This window comes from Pseudomonas sp. P5_109 (genome assembly GCF_034009455.1).
In the GTDB taxonomy this organism is placed as follows: Bacteria; Pseudomonadota; Gammaproteobacteria; order Pseudomonadales; family Pseudomonadaceae; genus Aquipseudomonas.
Map to the genome: position 1 here is coordinate 4,439,463 of NZ_CP125380.1, position 22,936 is coordinate 4,462,398.

The following is a 22,936-nucleotide window of genomic DNA, read 5'->3' on the forward strand; positions in this document are numbered from 1 at the left end:
CATTGATAGCAATTGACTGGCCCAGGTAACTATTTCGACACTATTGCACCGGCGGTACGTCCCGTTGTTCGACGGCGTGATGATGTTCGGGCTCCTCGTTACCGCTGACCAACGGCTCCACCGGCGGATGTTGGCGGTCGGTTTCTGCCTGCAGGAACTCGATGATGGACTGGGCGGACTTCTGGTCCAGCCGAAGGTTGGGCATCGAGATCCTGTTGTAGCGTTCGAACAGTTCCATCGCAATCGGGTCCTTTTCCGCGAGCATGCGATCCGGTTCGCGGATCCAGCGGTTGAGCCACTGCGGATCACGCTGATGGGTCACGCCGATCAGGTCCGGGCCGATGCTGCGCAGGCCGATGCCCTGCCCGTCCAGCGGGCCGAGGCTGTGGCAAGACGCGCAGCGGGTGCGAAACAGCTCTTCGCCATTGCTTGGCGGACGGATTTGCGGTGCATTGACGTAGCTTTCCTCGACACTGGGCTGCTTCCAGTTCTGCAAGGTATTGGCCAGTTGGTCGGCCAGGATCCACGGGTTTTCGAACGGCGAGGCTTTCATCCAGCGCCCCGTTTCCTGGTTGCCGACGATCAGGCTCAGGTTGTGGTCCTTGTTGCGGCCGTTATCGACGCCTTCGATGAACAGCCCCAGTTTCTTGCGCAGATCGGTGACGTCGGCGAACTCCCCGGTGAGGAACTTCCATCCGGGCCCGACCTGGAACCGTTGCGCATAGGCCTTGAGCACCTCGGGGGTATCGCTCAAGGGGTCGATGCTGATGGAGTAGAAGAAGATGTCCTTGCCGACCCGGTCTCCCAGCAGTTTCTGCACCTGGCGCAGGCGCGCGGTTTCCAGGGGGCAGGAGTCGCTGCACGAGGTGAAGATGAAGTTGATCACCACCACCTTGCCTTTGATCATGTCATCGAAAAAACGCATCTGGTGACCGTCCTGGTCGGTCAGCAGGGTGTTGGGGAAATAGTCGCCCCCCCAGGGAGTGTCGGCTTCAACGACGGCGGTTTCGGAAGTGGCCTGCCCAGCAGGCGCGGGCGTCGACAATGGCTGGCTGGCGACCAGCAGCTGGCTGGACAGCAAACCGGTCACCAACACCAGCACCAGGTGCGTGCCCAAAGCTCGTGAGCGTGGTGAATGCAGCTTCGTGTTCATGTCGACACCCTCCTGGTTCATTTCTTGACGGACACTTTCGGACCGTAACCATCGCCGGTACGGAAGGTTGGCAGCGCGGCAGTATTCACGTAGCGCACACCATCCCAGCTCGGCAGCGGCGTCGGCATCAACTGGAATTGCCCCGGATGTTCAATGTCCCAGCGCAGCAGCATCGAGTTGTCCTCGTGCTGGGTGTTGTGACAATGCTCCATGTAGGTCCCGGCGAATTCACGGAAGTTGATCGCCATCTCTACACTGTCCAGGCCATCCTTTTCCGTGCCGATGCGGTACACGTCCTTCCGCGCCCATTTTTCCCATTCCGGTGGTGCCTTGCCGCCGCGACTGAGGATGATCCCTTCCTCGAAGTGCACATGCACCGGGTGGCTCCAGCCACCGCCGCCGAGCTTGATGTTCCACACCTCCAGGGTGCCGAAACCCTTGATGCCGGCATCGGTCGGGCCGCTGGCCAACTGAGTGGCGGTGTTCAGGCGACGTGGGTCCATGTGGAAGCCGAAGCCACCATCGGTCTTGACCGTCCAGGGCGCCTCATCGGTGCCGTCGGAGCGGCCGAAGGTGAAGGTGCGATGGCGGGCCTGGGCCAGCAGCGCCTTGTCGGCCGCGTTGTCGCGATGGATCTTCAGCGGGATCATCACCAGGCCTTCAGCCTTGCCCGGTTTGGCCGGTTCGTACAGCGCTGGGTCCATGGCCAGGTCCTGGCCGGTGTAGGCCTTGACGTTGAGCTGCAGGATCTTGCCCACCGCCGGATCACCCTTGTCCCACTGCGGTCCCTTGCTGGATTGCTTGATCACCGCCAGGTATTTTTCCGAGAGCACGTCCGCCAGCGCTACCGGCTCTTTCGGGCCTTTACCGTCGTCATGCACCAGCAAGTTGACGAGGAAGATCTTGTCGCCTGGCTTGATGCCGTTTTTCGCGAAGTTGACGATGATGTCGAACCGCTCGGCAATGCCCTGGGTGGGCAGGATGGCGTTGTGGTTCTGTTTGTCGCCGTCGGCGTCCAGGTCCATGGTGCCGTCGAAGGGCACGCTGTGTTCCATGATATTACCGTCGTTGGCGATCATGTGGAACGGCACCCGGGCATAGGACACACCGGAGCCTTTGGGGCCCTGGAACTCGCCGCTGGAACCCTTGATTTCACGCACAAGCGCAAATTTGTAGTAGCGCGACACCGAACCGTTGAGGATGCGAAACCGGTAGCTGCGGGCGCGCACGTCCAGGGTCGGTTTCCACTGCCAGTTGACCAGCACCTGGTCACCGAGGAAGCCGTCGGTATTGAACGGGTTGAACCACAACTGGCCGCTCTGATCCCAGGCCTTGTCGGCCACAACCAGGTTGACGTCGTAGTCACGGTTACCCCAAGGCAAGGCGCTGCCGCTGGGGAAACGCAGGTTGACGCCGTCGTTCACCGACTCGTTGCCACGGTCCAGGGCACTGTAGTAGTTCATCATCGCCGCGTTGCCCTTGTAGACGTTCTGCGCGGTGAAATCGAGCATGTGGTCGTGGAACCAGTGGGTACTCATGGTTTCGCGCCAGTCGCCACGGATCTTGATGGTGCCGTGGTCGCAGGTTTTCCGGCCCGGGCTGCCATCGTTGGTCCACAGGGTTTCGCCCGGCGCACAAGGGAACGCCGCACGCGGGTCCTGAGCGTCGGTATTGATGCTGTCATAGCCGGCCAACTGGATCGGCCAGCGATAGTCGTAGTACTGCCCCGGAAAGAAGAACGCGTTGGCATAACCGTCGCTTTCGGCCGGGGAATGGCCGTTGTGTTCGTGGGTGGTGATGGTGTGCAGGCCGAACCCCATGTTCGCTGACGGGTCGATGGGCAAGCCGTTGTAGTGGCGCATCAGCACCGGTTGGCCATACCTGACCATCAGCAGTTTTGGCGGCAAGGTGCCGTCGAAGGTCCACACCGAGTTGTGGTTCTGCACCGGCATCGCCGGATGGAAGCGCGTATCGACGCCCTTGGCGGTGCCCTCCGTTACCGGTACACCGGCGACGTTGTGATACAGGCCGCCGGGGCCGAACTCGCCCACGGCATAGTGGTGCATTTGCCGGTCATCCCGGATACCGCCATTGACCCGTGCGCCGGTCTGCACGGTTTTGTAGGCGGTCTGCGGATAGAACTCGTTCCAGCGCTGATGGGACCAGCCCTTTCCTGGTGGACGACCTTCGGCGGAAGCACCGATATGACGGTTGAGGAAATACTCGATCTGCGCCTGCCACGGATTGCGGTCGACCGCATTGGAAAACTGGCTCGGAAACGGTGTCAGCCCCGGTTGGCGCAGGAAGGTATCGAGCGCCGCGGTCGGCGGTGCGCTACGCGCCGCGCTGGTAGGGTCCTGTTGCGGCAAGGGGCCAATGGCCGGTGGTGGAAACGGCAGCGGCGCCGAGGGCGTGGTGGGGTCGAGTTTTTCCGGCCCGAACTCCTCGAACAACACCAGTTGCTGGGTAAATGGCTGCGCGCCGAACAACGGGCTGGGCTTGCCATTGGTGGGGTAGTTGAAACTGGTTTGTTGTGCCGGCGGAAGTTTGTTTTCCACCCGGGTGGTATCCCGCGAGCCTTTGTTCCCGTCAGGCAAGTCGAAGGAATCCTGGTTGGCTTCCGGCATGCTCAAAATGGCATTGAGCGCCGCCGGTTCATCCGCGGGTTCGTCGTAATACGCCGAAGGGTCGGAAGGTTCCGGCTGTCGCTCGTCATCGATGGGGCTGGCGCGCAGAGTCGCTGTGCTCAGCGCCATCGTCAGCAAGACGCCCAAAGGCGTTAACAGTCTTAAACGTTTGAAGTTGTGCCGCGCTTTTCTTTCCATCACCAGCCGCCTCGATGTCGTGAAGGGGGTGATGGTGGCTTTGCAAGGACCTCGCCAGTTTTGTAACTGTTTTATACAAAAGTATTAACACTCGACAAAACAATGGCTTATCAACATCAATGTGCCATGAGCCGGGAAATGACTGGGGAGTGACCCCCGCTAACGGGGATAGTTCCTCCCCGTTTTCAGGGGACCAGCTTAAACGACAGACGGACAGTGGTGCCCTCACCTTCACGGCTATCGAGGGTCACTACACCGCCAAAACGCTCCATGATTCGCTTGACCAGCACCAGCCCGACCCCCAGCCCGCTCTGTTTGGTGGTGAAGAATGGGCGGAAGGCCATGACTCGCTGTTCTTCGCTCATGCCTTTGCCGGTATCGCTCACCGTCACGCTGACATCCTGGGCATCGCGCGGCTCGATCCGGATGGTCAGCGTACCACCGCTGTCCATGGCTTCAATCGCGTTGGACAGCAGGCTGTTGAGGATCTGGGTCAGTTGCACGTGCTGGCTCAGGACCATGGGCGTCTGGTCATGCTCGAACACCACGTTGACCCTGGCCTTGGCGATCTGACGCTCGTAAGCCAGCAGGCTGTCATGCAGTGCGGCCACCAGGTTCACCGGTTCCGCCTCGTCATTGAGCGGTCGCAGGGACTGGAGCAACTCCCGTACCCAATTCGACATGCGATCGACCTGACCAATGATGTCGTTGATGTTCCCGTGTGCCGGACCGTCGTCGAACTCTATCGCCAGCTCGGCGCTTGAGCGGATGGTCGCCAACGGATTGCGCAGACTGTGGGCGACCGCCGAGGACATCTCCCCCAGCGCGACGAACGTTTCGTTGGTGATCAATTGGTTCTGCTGCGTCGCCAACTGGATCGCCGCACGCCGCACGATCCAGTACAGGCCCAGGTAAATCAGGCCGCCACTGAGGGCTGTCGCCAGCCAGATCAACACCAGGCCGCGCTCCATGCGGTTGATCAGGTCCTGCGGTTCCTTGTAGATCTCGACCATCGCCGTGACGGTGGTGCCATCGGCGTCGAACAGGGGAATGTAGTTTTCGAGGAAGAGGTACTTGGGTGGCACCACGAACTTCTGTTCCGTGCGGGCTTTGTCCACATCGTGGTAGCTGGCCGACACGGAGGTCTTCGAGTTGAATGCCCGTTCGAGGTCTTCATCGTCATGAATCGTGGTGCCCATCAAGGCCGGGTTGGTCGACCAGATCACCATGCGATCGGGGGCATAGATATTGGCCAGGATCACGTCCGGCAAATTTCCGATATGGTCGAGGAATTCATCACGGGCACTGGCGCGGGCCAGCGGGTCGACGTCACCCAAGTCCTGGTCTTTTCGTGGGTCGAGCAACTCGCCCATGGTCCGCACGTTGGGAATCGATACATGGCGCACTTCGGCCAGGGCAATCGCCTGGACGAATTGTGAGGTCAACAGCGCATCGCGCTGCACGCTTTCGGTAACCACGAACCGCGTGGACACCGTCCCCAGCGCCACTGCCACCGTGCCAATCACCGCCATACTGACCAGCGAAAACCAGCGCAGCAGATCGAACGGCTGCTTGCGTGTTTTCAAGCGAACTTCGCTATCGGTCGCAAGTATTTTGGCAATCGTCGTCATGGGCTTGGTTCCCGGTTTTCCCCCTATAGGTTTATAGCCCACTCATGGCAATTTGCCCGAATCTGGGGGTTGCGATTCCCCACCCGCCCCTGCGCCCACATCACCCCCAATGTTGGGGACAACCGCCCGCTTAATAACTTTCCGGTCTGTCACCCGTGTCTGCGCCAACCCCCCTATTCCGGGCCTCTTACGGGCGTTTTCGCTGATTGGTATGGAAGTTGCCATCCTCCCAGCCAACTGGCCCATCCCCAAGGGGCAGGTACTTCGATAGAGGGAATACTCATGCACCCTTTACTGTGCAAAACCGCGACCGCCCTGGTCGTGACCGCTCTAGCCCAAGGCATCGCCCAGGCTGCGCTGTTTGCCGTAGACCCCGGTCCCTACCTGCCAGCCAATGGCAATTTCGCCGCCTGGTACCAGGATGCACACGGTAGAACACTTGACCTGTGCTTATCAAAGGCTGTCAGTTCCAGGGTTGCCAGCACGCCTGGCGCCCCGACTTACATGTGCTCGCTGATCCCTAACCCCGGTATTTTCGACGACACCAAACCGTTGGTCTTCCCGACCAATTTCCCCGACGAAGCGTTCTGGGCCACAGGCGAAACGACCATTGTCGATGCCACCCGAGGCATCGACCTGACCTATGTCTCGGCGCTCGAAGCAGCCTTCAGTGGCGGTGATCCGCTGGAGGGCGACCAGATCAGCTTCGCCCGTATCCGTATTCGCATCGACGTGCCCGCCGCCGGCACCTATGTCATCACCCACCCCTACGGCGTCGAAGTATTCAACGTCGACACCCCCGGCCGGCGGGCGATCAACATGACCCGGGACATCGGCATCGGTGCGCCAAAAACCTATAACGGCGCACTCAAGGGCGACGTCGGACCGTTCCTGCGCAGCGTCAACGGCCCGTACACCGAGACCAACCCGACCACTGGCCAGGCGGAGAGATTCGTCGGCGATCCGAACCTCAACGAGGCCGTCACCGGCAGCCCGTTCAACACCAACTACGTGCGCATCGAAGGTCCCAATGGCCTGGACTTGCGCACCACCCTCTTCGCCGTTTCCGGCAAGTTGTCGACGGTAGTCCGGCCGACCCCGGTGATCGCCGAACGCAGCACCTACTCGCGACATGCCGGCGCCAGCGCACCGGTGGCCCAGCAGGATGTGTTCGTGATGGCCCCGCCGCCACCGGCCAGCGTGACCCTGACCAGCAACAATCCGGTCCTGAACCTCTCCGAAGCGGACACCACCGGCCACTGGTATGCGCAGTCGCCGACCAACCCGGCGCTGCCGAGTACCTTGCAGGTGACCGCCGACAACCACCTGGCCATACCCAGCAGCACGCCGACCGTCCTGCCCATGCCGCTGACTGACCTGGTGACCATCTCACGTGCCGAGTACAGCCTGAGCACCGGGCAAATCAGCATCACCGCCTCGACCAGCGATGAAACATCGCCACCGGTGCTCACCGCTACCACCGGCACCGGTCTTGCCATCGGCGCCCTGATTGGCGACGGCGCCGTAAAAAGCCTGGCCACCGGCATCACGCCGTTTCCGCCAGCCCAGGTTCGTGTGACGTCAGCCAATGGCGGCAGCGATACCGAAGAAGTGGTCATCGTGCAATGAACGCTCACATGCCCAGATCCTCATCAGGAGGCATCATGAACAAATGGCCACGCTTGGCGGTCAACGCCCTGGGACTGACTCTATCGCTGTCCGGCAGTGCCTTCGCGCAACTCGCCGCCGTCGATCCCGGCCCTTACACCTTTGCCACCGGGAAATTCCCGATCTGGTATCAGGACAAAAACCTGCTGTCGATGGAACTGTGCCAGTCCCGCGCCGTGAGCACACGGGTGGGAGCCAGTGTGCCGCCGGCCTACATGTGTACCCTGCTGCCGACACCCGGCATTTTCGATGACACCCTGCCGATGGTGTTCCCGGATAACTGGCCGGACGAAGCCTTCTGGTTCCTTGCCGAGACCACCATCCCCAACAATGCCGCCGGCTATGGCATGGACGCCTATGTCGCCGGGATCGAGGCTGCATTTGCTGGCGGCAACCCGCTGGATGGCGACCAGATCAGCTTCGCGCGGATTCGCATGCGGATCAATATTCCTACTGCCGGGACCTACACCATTACCCACCCCTATGGTGTGGAAACGGTCAACGTCACCACCCCCGGCCGCCGTGCGATCAACATCACCCGGGACGTCGGCATCGGTGCACCGGGGGTTTTCACCGGTGCAGTCAACGGTGCGCTCGGACCGTTCCTGCGTAGTGTCAACGGCCCCTACACCGCGGTGAATCCGGACACCGGCGCCGTCGAAACCTTCATCGGCGACCCGAACCTCACCGAGGCCGTGACCGGCAGCCCCAACAACACCAACTTCGTACGCATCCAGGGCCCGGCCGGGACCATCCAGACCAACCTCTTCACCGTGGCCGGCAAGGTACTCGACAGCCGCGCACAAACCGCGGTGGAGATGAGCCGTGCCACCTACCGGCGCACCGCCGGCACGGGTGGCAACAGCACCCGGGTCGAAGTATTCGCCAAAGCCGGCAATGGCTCGACCCTGTGCTTGCGCGAAAGCATCGCCCTGGTACCCGGGCCGCCACAATCGCCTTGCCAGACCAACATGGTCAGCGATAACAACGGTACGTTCTTCGCCCAGCATCTGCTGACCAACGGCACCGTGCCTCCGGTCGTGGTGGTCACCGCCACCAACCCGGCCGGTACCACCCGCCCGACCGCGGTGTCGAGCAAGCTCTCGGACGTGGTGAAAATCCAGACCGCTCAATACAGCTGGAGCAACCACAGCCTGCTGATCGAGGCCACCTCCACAGACGAAGTGGTGATACCGGACATGGTCGCCCAGGGATACGGACGGCTGACGAAATCCGGCACCCTGCAACGCCTGACGGTGTCTGACCTGCCCCAACCACCGGCCACTGTGACCATCAAATCCGCCGCTGGCGGCAGTGACACCGAGCCGGTCGTCGTCGTCGGCACTGCGCCGGACACCGGCGCGAACCAGGCACCGATCGCTGTCGCCGATACCGGCGGCACCAGCTTCGGCGTACCGATCACCCTCAACCTGCTGGCCAACGACAGGGACCCGGACGGTAATACGCCGCTAACCATTACCGCGCTGACCCCACCGGCCACCGGCCAGGGCACCGTGGCATTGAGCGGTACTACGGCGGTGGTCTACACCCCTCCCGCCGTGGTCAATGCGCCGCTGACCGCGACCTTCACCTACAAGGCCCAGGACTCTAAAGGCCTGGCCTCGACGACGGCGGCAACCGTGACCATTACCGTGGCGCCTAACCGGCCTGCGGTGGCAGTCGCCGATGCCGTCACGACACTGGGAGTGGCGATTCCGATCAGCGTGCTGGCCAACGACACCGATCCGGAAGGCAACCTGCCATTGGCGGTCGCCAGCTTTACTCAACCACCGGCAAATCGCGGCACCGTCAGCAGTAACGGCACCGTGCTCACCTACACCCCTCCGGGCAACGTCACCACGGCCTTCACCACGACCTTCACCTACTTTGCCCGGGACAGCTTCGGCGCCGTGTCGATAGCGCCGGCCACGGTCACGGTGCAGGTCTCGCCACGGCCTGCTGCGGAAACCTTCGCAGTGACCACCGCAACGGTGAGCGCCCGTTCCAACAACCGCTTCACCTGGGACTTTGCCGGCACCTCATCGGTGACCACCGGCAACACCATCACCATCAAGGTCACTACCCCTACCGGGCTGGTGACGCTGGGCACCACCACCGTACCGGTGAACGGTCGCTGGCGGTTGACGGTGAACAACATCACCACGGTGGTTCCGTCGGCGAACCCGACCGCGACGATCAGCTCGTCCCAAGGCTCCGTGCGGACGGTGCCGGTGATCGCCAACTGAGCCCGCGCCCCATCAGCCACGCAGGTTGATGGGGCCGGTTTGAACCCTGAGGACAAGACCATGAAGACATCGACCGCCGCCCTGCTCTGCCTGCTTTTGCTCTGCTGCAGTGCAGGCGTGCGCGCCGACGATTTGATGGAAAACGATGACCTGGGCCCCGGTGGCGATCTTGGTGAATTGCCACCACCGGTGGGCCAGCACGCGCTGATCGACCAGAACGGTCAGGCCAACGTCGCGATGCTGCAACAGAACGGTCAGTCGTTGCTCGGCACCATCGTCCAGTCGGGAAGCAATCAGGAGGCTTACATCCTGCAACAAGGAAGCGACTTGATGGCAATGATCAATCAACAAGGCTCCGGTAACGATGCCTCGATTACCCAGACAGGCAGCCACAACCGCGCGCAGATCTCGCAGAACGGCAACTACAACAGCGCCAGCATCGACCAGGCCGGCACGGGGCTGCAAAGCGCCGTGAACCAGTCCGGGAACGGCATGAGCGTTTCGGTCAAACAATATCGCTGAAGCACTGCACCCCATGGAGACTCAATCATGTTCAAATTGACGCCCCTCACCGCAGCCATCCTGGTCATGGTCAGTGCCCATGCGTTGGCCGAAGACAGCGTGTCCGACCAATTCCAGGACGGCACCGCCAATATCGCCAATGTGAAACAGAACCTTGCCCCGGCCAGCACGACCAGCCAGAAGCAGTGGGGTGAAGGCAACGATGCGGCTGCGGTTCAGGACAACGCCACCGGCACCATCAATCAGCTGCAGACCGGCAGTTACAACGCTGGTTACGCCGAGCAGTTATCCGACAACGGCAGCAACATCAATCAGCTGCAGACCGGCACGTACAACTCCGCCCATGCCAGCCAGTCAATCGGCGTGGGTATCAGCGATGCCTTGCAACAACAGGAAGGTAACGGCAACTTCTCGCTCATCTATCAGGACAGCCAGGACGGTACATCCGCCAAAAGCTTCCAGTTCGGTGACAATAACGAGGTCAACATCGAACAGACGGAGGTGGGCGTCGACAACAAAGCGACGGTCACCCAGCACGGTAACGAGAACTACGGCACCGCCGAACAGGTGCTGCACAACGGTGCCCGGATGGACATCAACCAGAACGGCGACGGCAACTATGCCTATGGCGACCAGCGCAACGGCCAGGGCGGCAACCTGAGCATCAACCAGTACGGCAACGGCAACGGCACCGAAGTCTGGCAAGAGACTCAGGTCGCCAGCCAAGCCACCATCAATCAATACGGGAACACCAACGAAACCATCGTCGACCAGAGCTTTGGCGATAACAACGTGGCTTCGGTGATGCAGGTCGGCAACCTCAACGCCATCTATGCCGACCAGTACGAATCCACCAACTCGACCCTGGCGCTGTATCAACAAGGCAACAGCAACGTGCATTTCACCTACCAGAACGGCACGAACCAGGTGCTCAACGTCAACACCACAGGTGACGGCAACAAGGTCTACGCCAGCAACTGGAAAGGCCCGCAGACCGGCGGCCAGTTCGGCAGCAACCAGCGTGCGACCATCAACCAGAACGGCAACGAGAACGTCGCCAACTTCACCCAGAACGGCATTGGCCAAATCGTCAAGACGAACCAGAACGGCACCGGCAACAAAACCACCATCAGCCAGGCCGATTCGTATAACGAGCTGTACTTCGACCAGAACGGCAGTGACAACATCCTGATCTCCGATCAACGCGGCGAGACCAACCTGGCCATCGGCAGCTCTACCGGGATAGGCAACAGCACCGAGTTCAATCAGGAAGGCAGCAGCAACCGCGCCTACACCGAGCAGGTGTACGGCAGCGACAACATGATCACCGTCAAACAGGCCGACACCATGAACGTGGCGTACGTGACCCAAGGCGGCACCGGCAACATCGCCAGCGTCGACCAAAGCGGCATGAACCAGACCGCTACCGTGCAGCAGTATGGTTCGGCCAACCAGGCAACCGTGCTGCAGCAGTAATCGTGCGACAAGTAGAACCGCGGCCTCGGGAGGGGGGCCGCGGTTTTTTTTGTTGGATGGATTGAGGGAAAGGTTATTGGAGCGGTGCCTGGATCAGGCGAAATCCATTGAGTGGCATGGCTGCAGATTATTGGGCGGCTGGCGGGGCGCCATCGCTGGCAAGCCAGCTCCTACAGTTGGGCCGGGTATGCCTGCGAGGGATTGGTTGGCTGGCAGGTCGTCTTCGCGAGCAAGCCCGCTCCCACAGTTTGAGTGGCGTGTACCTGCGAGGGATTGGTTGGCTGGCAGGCCGTCTTCGCGAGCAAGCCCGCTCCCACAGTTTGAGTGGCGTGTACCTGCGAGGGATTGGTTGGCTGGCAGGTCGTCTTCGCGAGCAAGCCCACACAGTTTGAGTGGCGTGTACCTGCGAGGGATTGGTTGGCTGGCAGGCCGTCTTCGCGAGCAAGCCCCCACAGTTTGAGTGGCGTGTACCTGCGAGGGATTGGTTGGCTGGCAGGTCGTCTTCGCGAGCAAGCCCGCTCCCACAGTTTGAGTGGCGTGTACCTGCGAGGGATTGGTTGGCTGGTCGGTCGTCTTCGCGAGCAAGCCCGCTCCCACAGTTTGAGTGGCGTGTACCTGCGAGGGATTGGTTGGCTGGCAGGTCGTCTTCGCGAGCAAGCCCGCTCCCACAGTTTGAGTGGCGTGTACCTGCGAGGGATTGGTTGGCTGGTAGGTCGTCTTCGCGAGCAAGCCCGCTCCCACAGTTTGAGTGGCGTGTACCTGCGAGGGATTGGTTGGCTGGTAGGCCGTCATCGCTGGCAAGCCAGCTCCTACAGGGATTGAGTACATCTGAAAGAAATTGGTCGGCCGACAGGCCGCCTTCGCGAGCAAGCCCGCTCCCACAAAAGAGCAAAGGCAGAGCGGCGTACACCCACGCCCCTCACCACTCATCAGGCCGAGCGTTAGCTCGCCTGCAGCTCTTGATCTTGATCCACCCGCACCCTCGGGAGGCTGAGTGGAGGTGTTCATCCGGGGATTGGCGCGCAGCGCCGTTCGACGCAGTCGAACACGCTGCATGTAGGTCGAAGCGAAGCCGACCGGAGGGCAGTGTCCCCGGATGGATACCGGAGCGAAGGAACCCCGAGCCTTAGCGAGGGGCCGTACGCAAGGGGCGAGACCTTTTGGTTCCTTTTGGGGCGTTTGCCAAAAGGGACTCGCCGTAAGGGCGAAACCATAAGCCGCCGTTACCGAAAAAACGGATATGTACTCAACCCCCCCCCCCCAAAGTCCCAAAGTAAGCCAAAAAAGTCCGACAATTGTGCAGGACAGCCACAGCCCCCCGTACTAAGCTCTGCGCTTCATTTCATCAAGGACGATTCATGAAGCGCTTTGCCGTTTGCCTGCTGTATTTCCTCACCTTCAGCGCATGCGCGGCTGACCTGAACCTGCTGACCGACAACCATCCACCATTGCATTTCCAGCAAGGCGGCGAGTTGACGGGTTTTGGCGTGGACGTGGTGCGGACACTGGCCAAGCGCACCGGGGATCGCGTGCACCTGCAACAACTGCCATTTCTGCGGGCCCTGCATGTCGCCAACAGCGAACCGGCCACCGGGGTGTTCACCGTATTGCGCACGGCCGAGCGCGACGGCCTGTACCAATGGGTCGGCCCATTGCTGGACGTCGAAACGGCCCTGTATTCCGCCGACAGCACCCGCCAGCCAGTGCGCAGCCTGCTGGAAGCCGGCAGCCACGGCGCGATTGCAGTGCCGCGTAAATGGCTGGCCTACAACTACTTGCAGCAGCAGGGTTTGAACAATCTGTATGGCGTCGAAACACCCGAGCAGATGATGCACCTGGCGCGTCTGGGGCGTGCCGACTATGTGGTGGCCGACACCTTGTCCATTGCCACCCTGGCCCGTGAAGAAGGCGTGCCGCCCAGTCAACTGCACTACCAGATCCCGCTGATGCGGCAAGGCAGCTACATTGCGTTTTCCCTGCAGACCGATGCCCACCAGGTGGCGCGCTGGCAACAAGCACTGGACCAGATGCGACAGGACGGAAGCCTGGAGCAACTCAAGCAACGCTGGCTGAGCCCCAACACACCGCGCTGAAGACCAGAACGGACGGCTAGCGCACCAGCCGCCCGGCCAACGCCTTGGCCTGGCTCGCCACATCGGTGACGGCGGTACTTTCCCACCACATGCCGCGCAACGGCGGGCCCATGGCGAACAATCGGCTGACGGGCTGGCCCTCGGCGTTCAGGACGACGCCATCAACCTCTGCGGCAATGCCCAATGCCAACGGCCCGGGCCGCACCAGGCCACGGGCGAGCAGTTGCCGGGGCAACGGTCGCGCGACCCGGCGCCAGTCGTATTCGATACCGCTGGAGTTGATCAGGGCGGCACCGTTGACCACACAGGTCTGCGCCTCGCCGCGCCGCCGCAGGCGGATACTGACGCCGTCGCCCGTTGAAGGCTCGAGCCCCTTGAACGAAGCCGCGTGAATACACAGCCGCCCTTCTTTATATAGGCGCTCCACCAGTTCGGCACTCAAGGGTGGCGAGCGGTGGTGATGGCTTTCCCACCACGGCCGTACATGTCGCACGAACTGCCGACGCTGCGCATCCGTCGCCTGATGCCATAAGCGGCCGATATGGGCCCGCACCGTGTCCAGTGGTGCCTGCCAGTCAATGCCCTGGGCGATGGCGTCCCGACAGTGTCGACGCAGTTCACGCATCAACTGCCGGGGTGTGCGGATGTCCTGGTCCTCGGCGAGAAAATCCACCCAGGCCGGTGGCTGGCGGCGCACATGGGGCAGCAGGCCATGGCGGGAAAACACTTCGATCGGCCCGCGATGCCCGGCCTGTTCGAGGGAGACCACGGCGTCGACCATGGTCAGGCCCGAGCCGATGATCATGACCGTCGATTGCGGATCGAGCCGCTGCATGGCCGCTACGTCCCAAGGATCGAGGGCGGCGGCGTTCAAGCCACTGGACCGGGTTTGTGGCGTGCGCGCGGCGGGAAACATTCCGGTGGCCAGTACCGCAAAAGCGCCCTGCAAGCATCGGTCATCGCTCAAGGTCAACCGTACGGCGTCGGCATCGGCTTGCAAATCGACCACCTCGGCCTGCACATGCTCGACCGTCGAACCGTTCAGTGCGCCCACCGCCTGCGCTTCTGCCAGGCGCTGCCGGGCGTACAGGCCGAAAATCCCTCGCGGTGGAAACAGTTCGCTGATCGGCACGTGCTGCCGGTCCGATTCCGGCCAGCCGCCCGCCTCGATGTATTCGGTCAACCATTGGGTCAGGTCGTCGGGGTTGTCCGGGTCGACACTCATCCGTGCCGCGTTGCCATTGAGCGTATGGCCCAACTCCACCGCGCTGTAGGCTTCGCCCCGCCCCAACTCGGCCCGGGGCTCGATCACCAGCACCCGGCGCCGGCCTGGCAAACGCATCAACTGCGCCGCCAGCATCGCGCCACTGAGGCCGCCACCGACAATCAGGATCTCGGCGTCATTGGTCAAGGTCTGGCCCATCCTGCTCTCCCTGTTCAGATCACCACATTGCGCACAAAACGCGCCGCCACCGCCCCATCGTTGCGATAACAGTGCGGTTGGTTGCTGGCGAACATGAAGAATTCACCGGTGGCGATATGCTGTGGCTGGTCGCCGAGCATAACGGTCAGGCAACCTTCGAAGACATAAATCTGCTCGCTCCAGCCATCGGCGTCCGGTTCCGACGGATACACCTCGCCCGGTTGCAGGCACCACTCCCACTGCTCGACTTCACGGCTGGCCTGGGCCTTGGAGAGCAACACCGCCTTGCTGCCGGGGATGGTGCCGGTCCAGGCCAGCTCGTTGATACGGCTGGGATCGCGGGCGTCGGGCGCCTGGATCAAATCACTGAAGGCGACGTCGAGGGCTTCGGCCACCCGATCGAGGGTGGTCAGGCTGACGTTCTTTTCCCCCGCCTCGATCGCCACCAGCATTCGCCGGCTGACACCGGACTTTTCGGCGAGCGCCGTCTGGCTCAGGTCGGCGGCATGACGCAAACGACGGACGTTTTGACTGACGTGCTGGAGGACTGATGCCCGCTGGGTAGAATCTTTGTGCACTATATTGCTCACTGAGTGGGGTTGGGCAGTATACTGCGCAACATTCGACGCATTGTGCGTCCCCCTCCAGTAGCGTGCAAGGTCATGACGTCGGTGAACTCCCCAAAGGCTTCTTCCCGTTTTACAAGGTTCAGCAAGGCCGAGTGCGTGCTGGTGCTGATCACCATGGTCTGGGGCGGTACCTTCCTGCTGGTCCAGCACGCGATGACCGTCAGCGGCCCGATGTTTTTCGTCGGCCTGCGCTTTGCCGCCGCCGCGAGCATCGTCGCGCTGTTTTCCTGGCGTCACCTGCGCGACCTGACCTGGTTCGAACTCAAGGCCGGGTCGTTTATCGGCGTGGCGATCATGCTCGGCTACGGTTTGCAGACGGTCGGCCTGCAAAGCATTCCCAGCAGCCAGTCGGCGTTCATTACTGCGCTGTACGTCCCTTTTGTGCCGTTGCTGCAATGGCTGGTGCTGGGGCGACGCCCGGGGTTGATGCCGAGCATCGGCATCATGCTGGCCTTTACCGGGCTGATGCTGTTGTCCGGGCCGGCCGGTGCATCGTTCAACTTCAGCCCCGGTGAAATCGCCACCTTGATCAGTGCCGTGGCCATTGCGGCCGAGATCATCCTGATCAGCACCTATGCCGGCCAGGTCGACGTGCGTCGGGTGACGGTGGTGCAACTGGCGGTCACTTCGGTGCTGTCGTTCTTGATGGTGGTGCCGACCAACGAGGCGATTCCGAACTTCTCCTGGTTGCTGCTGTGCAGCGCGCTGGGCCTCGGTGCGGCCAGCGCGGCGATTCAAGTAGCGATGAACTGGGCACAGAAAAGCGTGTCACCGACCCGCGCCACGCTGATCTATGCCGGCGAGCCGGTCTGGGCCGGGATTGTCGGGCGCATTGCCGGGGAACGCCTGCCGGCGATTGCCTTGGTCGGCGCCGGGTTGATTGTGGCGGCGGTGATAGTCAGTGAGTTGAAGACCAAGGGTAAGGCGGCTGCGGCGGAGGAAGCGCTGGAAGAGGAAACTCAGCGATAGACCGCTGGTTCTGCATGGCTGGATAGGCCGCCTTCGCGAGCAAGCCCGCTCCCACATTTGACCGCGTCTGTGGGAGCGGGCTTGCTCGCGAAGGGGCCGGCACAGGCGCCCCCTCTCTTAAACAATGTGAATCAGGACTTTTCCGTCTACCGTGTAGGATTCTGCGACAGCTTGGCGTTTGGTGATCCGGGAGCTGGCACGTATGATGCTTCACAAACTTCCGCAGATTAGAAGCCTATGTCCCTGATAGTTCTACTGCTTCTGCCTTTCATAGGCAGCTGTTTGGCGGCCGTGTTGCCGCACAACGCCCGTAACGCCGAATCCCTGCTGGCTGGCCTGATCGCCCTGATCGGCACCGCCCAGGTCGCGTTCCTGTACCCGCAGATCGCCCATGGCGGCGTCATCCGCGAAGAGTTTACCTGGCTGCCCAGCCTGGGCCTGAACTTCGTCCTGCGCATGGACGGATTCGCCTGGCTGTTCTCCATGCTGGTGCTGGGCATCGGCACCCTGGTTTCGCTGTACGCCCGCTACTACATGTCGCCGAACGATCCGGTGCCGCGTTTCTTCGCGTTTTTCCTGGCCTTCATGGGCGCCATGCTCGGGCTGGTGATCTCCGGCAACCTGATCCAGATCGTGTTTTTCTGGGAACTGACCAGCCTCTTCTCGTTCCTGTTGATCGGCTACTGGCACCATCGCGCCGATGCACGGCGCGGCGCCTACATGGCGCTGATGGTGACCGGCGCGGGCGGTTTGTGCCTGCTGGCGGGGGTCATGCTGCTCGGCCATGTGGTCGGCAGCTATGACCTGGACAAGGTCCTGGCCGCCGGCGAGCAGATTCGTGCCCATGCCCTCTACCCCATTCTGTTGCCCCTGATCCTGATCGGCGCCTTGAGCAAAAGCGCGCAATTCCCCTTCCACTTCTGGCTACCCCACGCCATGGCCGCGCCGACGCCCGTATCGGCGTACCTGCACTCGGCGACCATGGTCAAGGCCGGGGTGTTTCTGCTCGCGCGGCTATGGCCGTCGCTTTCCGGCAGTGAAGAATGGTTCTACATCGTCAGCGGCGCCGGCGCCTGCACCCTGTTGCTCGGGGCGTATTGCGCGATGTTCCAGAACGACCTCAAGGGCTTGCTGGCCTACTCGACCATCAGCCACCTCGGCCTGATCACCCTGTTGCTCGGCCTGAACAGCCCGCTGGCTGCCGTCGCCGCTGTATTCCATATCCTCAACCACGCCACGTTCAAGGCTTCGCTGTTCATGGCCGCCGGGATCATCGACCACGAAAGCGGCACCCGCGACATCCGCAAGCTCAGTGGCCTGTACAAACTGATGCCGTTCACCGCCACCCTGGCCATGGTCGCCAGCGCCTCGATGGCGGGTGTGCCGTTGCTCAACGGCTTCCTCTCCAAAGAGATGTTCTTCGCCGAAACCGTATTCATCAATGCCACGCGCTGGGTCGAGTTGAGCCTGCCGATCGTGGCAACGATTGCCGGTACCTTCAGCGTGGCCTACTCCCTGCGTTTCACCGTGGATGTGTTCTTCGGTCCGCCCGCGACCGACTTGCCTCATACCCCCCACGAGCCACCGCGCTGGATGCGCGCGCCGGTGGAATTGCTGGTGTTCACCTGCCTGCTGGTGGGGATTTTCCCCGCGCAAGTGGTCGGCCCGCTGCTCGCGGCGGCGGCGCAACCGGTGGTCGGCGGCACACTGCCCGAGTACAGCCTGGCCATCTGGCACGGCCTGAACGCGCCGATGATCATGAGCCTGATCGCCTTGTCCTGCGGCACCGCGCTCTATCTGCTGCTGCGCAATCAACTCAAGCGTGGACGCTTCAACCGCCCGCCCGTGATTGGCCGCCTGGACGGCAAGCACCTGTTCGAATGGGCACTGGTCGCCAGCATGCGCCTGGCCCGTCGCCTGGAGCCGCGCATTGGCACCCGGCGCCTGCAAATGCAGTTGTTCCTGGTGGTACTCGCCGCCGTGCTGGCCGGGTTGATCCCCATGCTGCACAGCAGCCTGCACTGGGGCGACCGGCCGAAAATCCCCGGGTCGATCGTCTTCGTCACCCTGTGGTTGCTGGCCATCGCCTGCGCCCTTGGCGCGGCCTATCAAGCCAAGTATCACCGTCTCGCGGCCCTGACCATGGTCAGCGTCTGCGGCCTGATGACCTGCGTCACCTTCGTCTGGTTTTCCGCGCCGGACCTGGCCCTGACGCAACTGGCGGTCGAAGTGGTGACCACGGTGCTGATCCTGCTGGGCCTGCGCTGGCTGCCACGACGGATCGAAGAAGTCTCGCCGTTGCCGAGCAGCCTGCGCCGGGCGCGGGTGCGGCGGATCCGCGACTTGCTGCTGTCGACCGCGGTCGGTGTCGGCATGGCGTTGCTGGCCTACGCCATGCTGACGCGCCAGACTCCCAACGACATTTCCTCGTTCTACCTGAGTCGCGCCTTGCCCGAGGGCGGCGGCAGCAATGTGGTCAACGTGATGTTGGTGGACTTCCGTGGTTTCGACACCCTCGGTGAAATCACCGTGTTGGTAGCCGTGGCCCTGACCGTGTACGCCCTGCTGCGCCGCTTCCGTCCGCCGAAAGAAAGCCTGCAACTGCCGGCCCAGCAACGCTTGCTCGCGCCGGACGTGGTCACCGACCTGGTCAACCCGCGTCACGCCAGCGACACCGCGCTCGGCTTCATGATGGTGCCGGCGGTGCTGGTGCGCCTGCTGTTGCCGGTGGCGCTGGTGGTGTCGTTCTACCTGTTCATGCGCGGGCACAATCAACCGGGCGGCGGCTTTGTCGCCGGGCTGGTGATGTCGGTGGCGTTCATCCTGCAATACATGGTCGCCGGCACGCAGTGGGTCGAAGCGCAAATGAGCCTGCGGCCGCTGCGCTGGATGGGTACCGGGCTGTTGTTCGCCACCGCCACCGGGCTGGGTGCGATGGTGGTCGGTTATCCGTTCCTGACCACCCACACCTGGCATTTCTCGTTACCGCTGCTGGGTGACATTCACCTGGCCAGCGCGCTGTTCTTCGACATCGGCGTGTACGGCGTGGTGGTCGGCTCGACCCTGTTGATCCTCACCGCCCTCGCCCACCAGTCGGTACGGGGTCACAAAACCGCTGCCCAGCCCAAATCCGTTGCCGCCAAGGGAGCCGTCTGATGGAAGAAGTCATCGCAATCGCCATCGGCGTACTGGCCGCGTCCGGTGTCTGGCTGATCCTGCGCCCACGGACGTTCCAGGTGGTCATGGGCCTGTGCCTGTTGTCCTACGGCGTCAATCTGTTCATCTTCAGCATGGGCAGCCTGTTCATCGGCAAGGAGCCGATCATCAAGGACGGCGTACCGCAGGACCTGTTGCACTACACCGACCCGTTGCCGCAAGCCCTGGTGCTGACCGCGATCGTCATCAGCTTCGCCATGACCGCGCTGTTCCTGGTGGTGTTGCTGGCGTCCCGGGGCCTGACCGGCACCGACCATGTAGATGGCCGGGAGCCTAAGGAATGATGGCGATGACCCACCTGATCGTCGCGCCCATTCTGCTGCCGCTGCTGACCGCCGCAATCATGCTGATGCTCGGCGAGAAGCACCGCCCGCTCAAGGCGAAAATCAATCTGTTCTCCAGCCTGCTCGGGCTGGGCATTGCCGTGGCGTTGTTGCAATGGACACAAACCACCGGCGTGCCCGGCTCCATCGGTGTGTACCTGCCGAGCAACTGGCAAGTGCCGTTCGGCCTGGTGCTGGTGGTCGATCGCCTGTCGGCGCTGATGCTGGTGCTGACCGGCATCATCGGTGTCAGTGCCCTGCTGTTTGCCATGGCCCGCTGGGACAGCGCCGGTTCGAGCTTTCACGCGCTGTTCCAGATCCAGTTGATGGGCCTTTACGGCGCGTTCCTCACCGCCGACCTGTTCAACCTGTTCGTGTTCTTCGAGGTGTTGCTGGCCGCGTCCTACGGGCTGATGCTCCACGGTTCGGGCCGGGCGCGGGTGTCGTCGGGGCTGCATTACATCTCGATCAACCTGCTGGCTTCGTCGCTGTTCCTGATTGGCGCGGCGCTGATCTATGGCGTCACTGGCACCCTGAACATGGCCGACCTGGCGGTAAAAATCCCCCTGGTGTCCGCAGCCGATCGCGGCTTGCTGCACGCCGGCGCGGGGATCCTGGCCGTCGCGTTCCTGGCCAAGGCCGGCATGTGGCCGCTGAACTTCTGGCTGGTGCCGGCCTATTCCTCAGCAAGCGCGCCGGTGGCGGCGATGTTCGCGATCATGACCAAGGTCGGCATCTACACCTTGCTGCGCCTGTGGACGTTGCTGTTCTCCGCCCAGGCCGGGGCGTCGGCATTCTTTGGCGGTGAATGGCTGATCTACGGCGGCATGGCGACGATCGTCTGCGCCGCCATTGCGATCCTCGCCGCGCAACGCCTGGAGCGCATGGCCAGCCTGAGCATCCTGGTGTCGGCGGGCATTCTGTTGTCGACCATCGGTTTCGCCCAGCCGAACCTGGTCGGCGCGGCGCTGTTCTATCTGTTCAGCTCGACCCTGGCGTTGAGCGCACTGTTCCTGCTGGCCGAACTGATCGAGCGCTCGCGCTCGGCCAACGAAGTCCTGCTCGAAGATGAAACCGAACTGCTGCCCCGGCCACTGGAATCCCTGCATCCGCCCAAAGGCATCAACCTCGACGACGAACAAAAAGCCGTGGTCGGCCAGGTGATTCCCTGGACCATGGCGTTTCTCGGCTTGAGCTTCATCGCCTGCGCCTTGCTGATCATCGGCATGCCGCCGCTCTCCGGGTTTATCGGCAAACTCGGGCTGATCGGTGCGCTGCTCAATCCGCTCGGCCTGGGCAACAGCGGCGACGAACCGATTTCCAACGCGGCGTGGGGCCTGTTGGCGTTGTTGATCTTGTCCGGCCTGGCATCGCTGATCGCGTTCTCGCGCTTGGGTATCCAGCGCTTCTGGACGCCAGCGGAACGTCCCTCCCCCCTGCTGCGACGCTTCGAATGCGTGCCGATCTTTGCACTGTTGGCCTTGAGCATTGCGCTGACCTTCAAGGCCGACCCGCTGCTGCGTTACACCCAGGCCGCCGCCGATGCCTTGTACAACCCGCAGCAATACGTGATGGCGGTGCTCGACACGCGCGTCGTACCGAACCCGACGGCCAAGGCGACCCCGCAGGAGGTGCAACCATGAAGCGCCTGTTTCCTGCGCCCTTGCTGTCGCTGGCCTTGGGGCTGCTGTGGCTGTTGCTGAACCTGTCGACAAGCCCCGGCAATCTGCTGCTGGGGGCGGCGCTGGGGTTTTGTGCGCCGCTGATGATGCGCAGGCTGCGCCCGCTGCCGGTGCGCATCCGTCGTCCCGGGGTGATCCTGCGCCTGGTCCTGGTGGTCGGGCGTGATGTGCTGGTGTCCAACCTCGCCGTGGCCTGGAACGTACTCAACGCCGGTCGCCGCCCGCCCCGCTCGCGATTCATCAAGGTGCCACTGGACTTGCGCGACGCCAACGGCCTGGCCGCGCTGTCGATGATCACCACGGTGGTGCCCGGTACGGTCTGGTCGGAGCTGGCGCTGGACCGCAGCATCCTGCTGTTGCATGTCTTCGACCTGGACGATGAGGCGCTGTTCATCCAGCACTTCAAGGCGACCTACGAACGTCCGTTGATGGAGATCTTCGAATGAGCCCGTTGCTGTCGAACGCGATCCTGCTGAGCCTGTTCTTCTTTTCCCTGGCGATGATCCTGACCCTGATCCGCCTGTTCAAGGGGCCGTCGGCCCAGGACCGGGTCCTGGCGCTGGACTACCTGTACATCGTCGCGATGCTGATGATGCTGACGCTGGGTATCCGTTATGCCAGTGACACCTACTTCGAGGCGGCGCTGCTGATTGCACTGTTTGGTTTCGTCGGCTCGTTCGCCCTGGCGAAATTCCTGCTGCGTGGTGAGGTGATCGAATGAATACGCCATTGTCGTTGTGGGTGGAAGTCCCGGTGGCGATCCTGCTGGTGCTCGGCAGCCTGTTCGCATTGATCGGTGCCACGGGCCTGCTGCGCATGAAAGACTACTTCCAGCGCATGCACCCGCCGGCCCTGGCCTCGACACTCGGGGCCTGGTGCGTGGCATTGGCTTCGATCATCTACTTTTCGGCGCTCAAGTCCGCGCCGGTACTGCACGCCTGGCTGATTCCGATCCTGCTGGCGATTACCGTGCCGGTGACCACCTTGCTGCTGGCCCGGGCGGCGCTGTTCCGCAAACGCATGGCTGGGGATGATGTGCCGGCCGAGGTGAGCAGTCGGCGGACCGAGAGCGGTAGTTAG

The 22,936-nt window shown here is 62.5% G+C and carries 17 protein-coding genes; 12 read left to right on the forward strand and 5 right to left on the reverse strand.

Features of this window, described 5'->3' with window-relative positions; translation table 11 throughout:
* Positions 1–40: 40 nt before the first annotated feature.
* From QMK54_RS19800 to QMK54_RS19810, 3 genes are all read right to left on the reverse strand, one after another.
* Positions 41–1,153: an SCO family protein gene (locus QMK54_RS19800; RefSeq protein ID WP_320401195.1), complete on the reverse strand. Its 1,113-nt coding sequence runs from the start codon at positions 1,151–1,153 to the stop codon at positions 41–43.
* A gap of 17 nt (positions 1,154–1,170) precedes the next feature.
* Complete coding sequence (locus tag QMK54_RS19805) at positions 1,171–3,978, reverse strand: multicopper oxidase domain-containing protein (RefSeq protein WP_223593462.1); 2,808 nt, start codon at positions 3,976–3,978, stop codon at positions 1,171–1,173.
* A gap of 185 nt (positions 3,979–4,163) precedes the next feature.
* Positions 4,164–5,609, reverse strand: a complete 1,446-nt coding sequence (locus QMK54_RS19810; RefSeq protein WP_223593460.1) for a sensor histidine kinase — start codon at positions 5,607–5,609, stop codon at positions 4,164–4,166.
* Between the two features lie 282 nt (positions 5,610–5,891).
* On the opposite strand from QMK54_RS19810, the gene QMK54_RS19815 reads away from it, so the two are divergent.
* The 5 genes from QMK54_RS19815 to QMK54_RS19835 all read left to right on the forward strand — a co-directional run bounded on the left by QMK54_RS19815 (position 5,892) and on the right by QMK54_RS19835 (position 13,614).
* Entirely contained in the window at positions 5,892–7,238 is a 1,347-nt protein-coding gene (locus tag QMK54_RS19815; RefSeq protein WP_223588106.1) for a hypothetical protein, read from the forward strand.
* A gap of 35 nt (positions 7,239–7,273) precedes the next feature.
* A complete protein-coding gene (locus tag QMK54_RS19820) occupies positions 7,274–9,523 on the forward strand; it encodes an Ig-like domain-containing protein (protein ID WP_223588103.1) in 2,250 nt (749 codons plus the stop codon).
* 60 nt (positions 9,524–9,583) lie between these two features.
* Positions 9,584–10,045, forward strand: coding sequence for a curlin (locus QMK54_RS19825; RefSeq protein WP_223588101.1), 462 nt, complete (start codon positions 9,584–9,586; stop codon positions 10,043–10,045).
* A gap of 27 nt (positions 10,046–10,072) precedes the next feature.
* Positions 10,073–11,521, forward strand: coding sequence for a curlin (locus tag QMK54_RS19830; protein ID WP_110662228.1), 1,449 nt, complete (start codon positions 10,073–10,075; stop codon positions 11,519–11,521).
* Between the two features lie 1,358 nt (positions 11,522–12,879).
* The gene (locus QMK54_RS19835; protein ID WP_320401196.1) at positions 12,880–13,614 is read left to right on the forward strand and encodes a substrate-binding periplasmic protein; all 735 of its coding nucleotides are present in this window, start codon (positions 12,880–12,882) and stop codon (positions 13,612–13,614) included.
* Positions 13,615–13,630: 16 nt separating this feature from the next.
* Here QMK54_RS19835 and QMK54_RS19840 read toward each other — a convergent pair whose 3' ends face one another.
* Positions 13,631–15,037 (reverse strand): FAD/NAD(P)-binding protein, encoded by a 1,407-nt coding sequence (locus QMK54_RS19840; protein ID WP_320401197.1) that lies wholly within the window; start codon positions 15,035–15,037, stop codon positions 13,631–13,633.
* A gap of 14 nt (positions 15,038–15,051) precedes the next feature.
* The gene (locus QMK54_RS19845; RefSeq protein WP_320401198.1) at positions 15,052–15,615 is read right to left on the reverse strand and encodes an XRE family transcriptional regulator; all 564 of its coding nucleotides are present in this window, start codon (positions 15,613–15,615) and stop codon (positions 15,052–15,054) included.
* A gap of 84 nt (positions 15,616–15,699) precedes the next feature.
* On the opposite strand from QMK54_RS19845, the gene QMK54_RS19850 reads away from it, so the two are divergent.
* The 7 genes from QMK54_RS19850 to QMK54_RS19880 all read left to right on the forward strand — a co-directional run bounded on the left by QMK54_RS19850 (position 15,700) and on the right by QMK54_RS19880 (position 22,936).
* Positions 15,700–16,635, forward strand: a complete 936-nt coding sequence (locus QMK54_RS19850) for a DMT family transporter (RefSeq protein WP_223595356.1) — start codon at positions 15,700–15,702, stop codon at positions 16,633–16,635.
* A 237-nt stretch (positions 16,636–16,872) separates the two neighbouring features.
* Entirely contained in the window at positions 16,873–19,791 is a 2,919-nt protein-coding gene (locus QMK54_RS19855) for a monovalent cation/H+ antiporter subunit A (protein ID WP_223595359.1), read from the forward strand.
* Positions 19,791–20,135: a Na+/H+ antiporter subunit C gene (locus tag QMK54_RS19860; RefSeq protein ID WP_007986256.1), complete on the forward strand. Its 345-nt coding sequence runs from the start codon at positions 19,791–19,793 to the stop codon at positions 20,133–20,135. Before QMK54_RS19855 ends, QMK54_RS19860 begins: the two co-directional genes overlap by 1 nt.
* Entirely contained in the window at positions 20,132–21,817 is a 1,686-nt protein-coding gene (locus tag QMK54_RS19865) for a monovalent cation/H+ antiporter subunit D (protein WP_110660377.1), read from the forward strand. Before QMK54_RS19860 ends, QMK54_RS19865 begins: the two co-directional genes overlap by 4 nt.
* Positions 21,814–22,302: a Na+/H+ antiporter subunit E gene (locus QMK54_RS19870; RefSeq protein ID WP_110660378.1), complete on the forward strand. Its 489-nt coding sequence runs from the start codon at positions 21,814–21,816 to the stop codon at positions 22,300–22,302. Before QMK54_RS19865 ends, QMK54_RS19870 begins: the two co-directional genes overlap by 4 nt.
* A complete protein-coding gene (locus QMK54_RS19875) occupies positions 22,299–22,577 on the forward strand; it encodes a K+/H+ antiporter subunit F (RefSeq protein WP_103395616.1) in 279 nt (92 codons plus the stop codon). Before QMK54_RS19870 ends, QMK54_RS19875 begins: the two co-directional genes overlap by 4 nt.
* Positions 22,574–22,936, forward strand: a complete 363-nt coding sequence (locus tag QMK54_RS19880) for a Na+/H+ antiporter subunit G (RefSeq protein WP_110660379.1) — start codon at positions 22,574–22,576, stop codon at positions 22,934–22,936. Before QMK54_RS19875 ends, QMK54_RS19880 begins: the two co-directional genes overlap by 4 nt.

Coding starts and splice junctions, on each gene's coding strand:
- QMK54_RS19820 (WP_223588103.1), top strand. CDS start 7,274: ATGAACAAATGGCCACGCTTGGCGGTCAACGCCCTGGGACTGACTCTA.
- QMK54_RS19875 (WP_103395616.1), top strand. CDS start 22,299: ATGAGCCCGTTGCTGTCGAACGCGATCCTGCTGAGCCTGTTCTTCTTT.
- QMK54_RS19855 (WP_223595359.1), top strand. CDS start 16,873: ATGTCCCTGATAGTTCTACTGCTTCTGCCTTTCATAGGCAGCTGTTTG.
- QMK54_RS19835 (WP_320401196.1), top strand. CDS start 12,880: ATGAAGCGCTTTGCCGTTTGCCTGCTGTATTTCCTCACCTTCAGCGCA.
- QMK54_RS19825 (WP_223588101.1), top strand. CDS start 9,584: ATGAAGACATCGACCGCCGCCCTGCTCTGCCTGCTTTTGCTCTGCTGC.
- QMK54_RS19830 (WP_110662228.1), top strand. CDS start 10,073: ATGTTCAAATTGACGCCCCTCACCGCAGCCATCCTGGTCATGGTCAGT.
- QMK54_RS19805 (WP_223593462.1), bottom strand. CDS start 3,978: ATGGAAAGAAAAGCGCGGCACAACTTCAAACGTTTAAGACTGTTAACG.
- QMK54_RS19800 (WP_320401195.1), bottom strand. CDS start 1,153: ATGAACACGAAGCTGCATTCACCACGCTCACGAGCTTTGGGCACGCAC.
- QMK54_RS19880 (WP_110660379.1), top strand. CDS start 22,574: ATGAATACGCCATTGTCGTTGTGGGTGGAAGTCCCGGTGGCGATCCTG.
- QMK54_RS19840 (WP_320401197.1), bottom strand. CDS start 15,037: ATGGGCCAGACCTTGACCAATGACGCCGAGATCCTGATTGTCGGTGGC.
- QMK54_RS19860 (WP_007986256.1), top strand. CDS start 19,791: ATGGAAGAAGTCATCGCAATCGCCATCGGCGTACTGGCCGCGTCCGGT.
- QMK54_RS19815 (WP_223588106.1), top strand. CDS start 5,892: ATGCACCCTTTACTGTGCAAAACCGCGACCGCCCTGGTCGTGACCGCT.
- QMK54_RS19870 (WP_110660378.1), top strand. CDS start 21,814: ATGAAGCGCCTGTTTCCTGCGCCCTTGCTGTCGCTGGCCTTGGGGCTG.
- QMK54_RS19865 (WP_110660377.1), top strand. CDS start 20,132: ATGATGGCGATGACCCACCTGATCGTCGCGCCCATTCTGCTGCCGCTG.
- QMK54_RS19810 (WP_223593460.1), bottom strand. CDS start 5,609: ATGACGACGATTGCCAAAATACTTGCGACCGATAGCGAAGTTCGCTTG.
- QMK54_RS19850 (WP_223595356.1), top strand. CDS start 15,700: ATGACGTCGGTGAACTCCCCAAAGGCTTCTTCCCGTTTTACAAGGTTC.